At 70.9% G+C, this 3066-nt stretch carries 5 protein-coding genes; all 5 read left to right on the top strand.

What is annotated here, in order from left to right:
• On the top strand, nucleotides 1–1296 hold a 1296-nt coding region (locus ACFXAZ_RS38990; RefSeq protein WP_384601690.1), incomplete at its 5' end, for a right-handed parallel beta-helix repeat-containing protein.
• Between the two features lie 65 nt (nucleotides 1297–1361).
• Nucleotides 1362–1610 (top strand): hypothetical protein, encoded by a 249-nt coding sequence (locus ACFXAZ_RS38985; protein WP_384601688.1) that lies wholly within the window; start codon nucleotides 1362–1364, stop codon nucleotides 1608–1610.
• A complete protein-coding gene (locus ACFXAZ_RS38980) occupies nucleotides 1603–2535 on the top strand; it encodes an N-acetylmuramoyl-L-alanine amidase (RefSeq protein WP_384601685.1) in 933 nt (310 codons plus the stop codon). The genes ACFXAZ_RS38985 and ACFXAZ_RS38980 overlap by 8 nt, the downstream gene beginning before the upstream one ends.
• 3 nt (nucleotides 2536–2538) lie before the next feature.
• Entirely contained in the window at nucleotides 2539–2763 is a 225-nt protein-coding gene (locus ACFXAZ_RS38975) for a holin (protein ID WP_384601681.1), read from the top strand.
• Nucleotides 2763–3011 (top strand): hypothetical protein, encoded by a 249-nt coding sequence (locus ACFXAZ_RS38970; protein WP_384601678.1) that lies wholly within the window; start codon nucleotides 2763–2765, stop codon nucleotides 3009–3011. The genes ACFXAZ_RS38975 and ACFXAZ_RS38970 overlap by 1 nt, the downstream gene beginning before the upstream one ends.
• The last annotated feature ends 55 nt before the right edge of the window (nucleotides 3012–3066 follow it).

The raw sequence follows: 3066 nt of genomic DNA, 5'->3' as shown, positions 1-3066 counted from the left end.
GTCGTCGACCTCACCGATCCGCCCTGCTACATCCGGCCCCTCGCATCCTTCGCAGGCGACGCCGTCATCTCGTTCCTCGACGAGATCGACGGCGGATACTCCACCATCAGCGCCGAGCACCGCATCCTCAACGTGATGATCGACGGGCAGGATCTGGAGACCCCGGGCATCGACGGGATCCGGGCCGCGGGCAACATCCAGAACGTCGCGTTGAGGGACGTGACGATCCGCCGGGTTACCGGCGCGGGCGTGCACACCGAGGCCAACGGCGGGTTCTTCCCGTACTCGTGGCGGCTGCACCGGGTGATGGTCGACAATGTCGGCTGGCACGGCTTCGCGCTGGAGGTGATGACCGACATCACCTTTGTGGACTGCCAGGCGATCGGCTGCGGGGCGAACGGTTTCGAGATCGCCAACGCGGCCAACAGCCAGATGATCGGATGCCGTGCCGAGTGGAACGTCGGCAACGGCGTGCACGTCACGGGGAACTGGGCGACCGGTACCGGTTCCGGCGGCATGCTGCTCGGGGACTGCTCGACGGACCGTAACGGCGCCAACGGCGTCCTGGTCGACGCGACCGGGAACCCGCCGATCCAGATCGACAACCTGCACACCCGCCGCGACGGCCGCAATCTCGGCGCGGGCGGCGGCGGCTACGCCGGCCTCAAGGTCGACACCGCGGGCGTGCCGGTGATCGTCGGGATGGTCACCTGCTACCCCGGCGTGGACGACAACGGCACCCAGACCAACTCGCCGCAGTACGGCGTACGGGTGGAGGACAGCGCGTACGTCTCCGTCGACTCAGGGTTCCTGCACGCCGCGACCGCGGGCTGGTCCGATGGCGGCGGCAACACCGTGCTCCGGCGCGGCCTCAACATCGGCGAACGCACTGGCACCACGGCGGCGCCCGCAGATGCCTTCGCCGCGCCGGTCGACGTCGGCGGCAACCTCAACGTCGGCGGCTACGCCGCGCTCGCCTCCGGGCAGTCGGCCGGCCAGTGGAACATCTGGGCGGGCCAGGCCAAGGCCCTCAACCTCGGCGCGGCCGGCGGGGGCATCGCCATCGCCGAAGGCACCAACGCCCGCATGGGCGTCAGCACGCTGGTCGGGGGCACCGTGACCGTGGCCAACACCTCGGTCACCGCGAACACCCGCGTGACCACCTTCCGGCAGGCGGCGGGCGGCACCCTCGGCCACCTGTCCGCCACCAAGGCTGCGGGCACCTCGTTCACGATCACATCGAGCAGCAACACGGACACCTCCACGGTGGCGTGGGTGCTGTACGAACCCGCGTAGCCCCTATCCACCACCCCACGCCCCGAGCCTCCAGGCCGGGGCGTTTCGCATGCCCTGGAGGGCCCATGGATACCGCAGGACGCCACCCGAGCACCGTCCAGGCCGTACGCGGCCTGGCCTACGACCATCTCCCGCACAGCCTCCGGACCGTCAGCAAGCCGTTCCACGAGCTGGTCGCCCAGATGCTGCGCATCCTCCCCGACGACCCCGAACTCACCGCGGCGATCCGCAAGATCCGCGAGGCGAAGGACTGCTGCGTCCTCCTCGCCGCCCTGGACGACGCCGCAGACGAGGGGGCGAACCACAATGGCTAGCCCCCTGTCCGCCACCGCCCTCCTCACCGCACTCCGCAACGAGGGCGTGAAGGTCGTCGAGGTCGGCAACTGGAAGACCCACAACCGCAACAGCAAGGGCCCGTGGGGGCCGGTGCACGGCGTGATGATCCACCACACCGTCACCAAGGGCAGCGCCGCCACCGTAGCGATCTGCCGGGACGGGTACACAGAGCTGCCCGGCCCGCTCTGCCACGGCGTCATCACCAAGGACGGCACCGTCCACCTCGTCGGCCACGGCCGCGCCAACCACGCCGGATCCGGCGACGACGACGTCCTCAAGGCGGTCATCGCCGAGACAGCCGTCCCGGCCGACAACGAGGCGAACACCGACGGCAACACGCATTTCTACGGCTTCGAGTGCGAGAACCTCGGCGACGGCAAGGATCCCTGGCCCGCCGCGCAGCTGCTCGCGATCGAGAAGGCGGCAGCAGCAGTCTGCCGTGCGCACGGCTGGACCGAGCAATCTGTGATCGGCCACCTGGAGTGGCAGCCGGGGAAGATCGACCCGCGCGGCTTCACCATGGCCTCGATGCGGGAGCGGATCGCCGCCCGGCTCGGCAGCGACGAGCCGAACACACCGGCACCGAGTGCCCCGTCGACGCCCAGCACACCGGCCCGGCCGGTGGTCGACCTGTCCCAGCTCATCGCCGCGGCGAAAGCGGACCCGCCGAAGTCCGGTACGCCCGTGAGCTACTCGGGCGTTAAGACGGTGGAGAACGCCCTGGTCGCCGAGGGACTGCTCGCTGCCTCCCTGGCGGACGGGCACTTCGGCACAGCCACCATCGCGGCGTACGGCCTGTGGCAGCAGCGCTGCGGCTACACCGGCAAGAACGCCGACGGCATCCCCGGCAACAGCAGTCTCACCAAGCTCGGCGCCCGCCGCGGCTTCGAGGTCAAGGAGTAGCCCATGTTCACTGCCGCCTTCTGGAAGGCCACCGGCGAGCGCACCAGCCGCACCGTCGCCCAGACGCTCGTCGCCACCCTCGGCCTCGACACCACCGGCGTCCTGGCGGTCGACTGGGGCCAGGGCCTCGCGCTCGGCGCGTCCGCCGGCGTCCTCACCATCCTCACCGCGCTCGCCACCGGCGACGCCGACGGACCGGGCCTGACCGAGAGCACCCGGGGGAGCTGATGACGCCGCCGGAGTCGATCGCACACGAGTTGGCCGAACTCCGGCGGACCGTGGAGGTGGGGTTCACGCGGGTCGACGGCCAGCTCGCGCTCCTGGTGCAGCGCGGCGAACAGACGGACAAGACCTTGGACGATCACGAGCAGCGGTTGGACGCGCTGGAGCGGGACCGCTGGCCGATGCGGATGGTGACCGGCCTCGCCGCCGTCATCGCGGTGGGGTTCACCGTCTATCAGACGCTCGGCCGCTGAATCGGCCCCCCCCCCGGGGGCGAGGGACCCCCCGGGGGGGGGGGGGGGGCACCCC

Origin of the sequence: Streptomyces sp. NPDC059477 (assembly GCF_042749375.1) — a bacterium.
Lineage (GTDB): Bacteria > Actinomycetota > Actinomycetes > Streptomycetales > Streptomycetaceae > Streptomyces.
The sequence above is the reverse complement of the archived record's forward strand: the minus strand, read 5'-3'. Positions and strand labels throughout refer to the sequence as shown.